This window comes from Bradyrhizobium sp. 18BD (assembly GCF_054185225.1).
The window spans coordinates 1-464 of the sequence record NZ_JAVAYL010000188.1 but is presented as its reverse complement, the minus strand read 5'-3'; the positions used below and the strand labels follow the sequence as shown (position 1 = coordinate 464).

The following is a 464-nucleotide window of genomic DNA, read 5'->3' as shown; positions in this document are numbered from 1 at the left end:
TTAAGTTGTACCGTAAGTACCATCTCACTGTAAGAAGGATGATTTTAGGCTAATAATGTTTCAGATTAAACAAATTTTGGTTTCTCATACTGATAATGCCCCTTTTTAGAGTAGTAATATCAGTATGTCTAAGTTTAAGAGATTTTTTGCACCATGACCGCGAAAAAAAATAATGTCAAAGGGAATTGCATGATATTCCTGTTTTTTTACGAGTTTAACATTTTATGTGTTTTGTAAAACTAATTTATTAAATAAAAAAATCCCTTCACCATTTGTAAAGGGGTCAGTATACATTGAAAGGGTACTTCCATTTTAATATGTAAAAGAAAAAACTCGTATTGATAAAATTACTCTTTTTATTTTTTCCGCTTTTAATTCACTGTAAAGAAACTGTAAGGATTTAATTCACCTTAGAAAATTATACCATTTAATTTTCAAATATTATTAAATCTATAATTAAATTA

1 pseudogene is annotated in these 464 nt (G+C 26.3%); it reads right to left on the bottom strand.

The features are described from left to right. A pseudogene (locus tag RAD16_RS41010) lies at positions 1-88 on the bottom strand (IS6 family transposase); the annotation flags it as partial. Positions 89-464 lie beyond the last annotated feature (376 nt).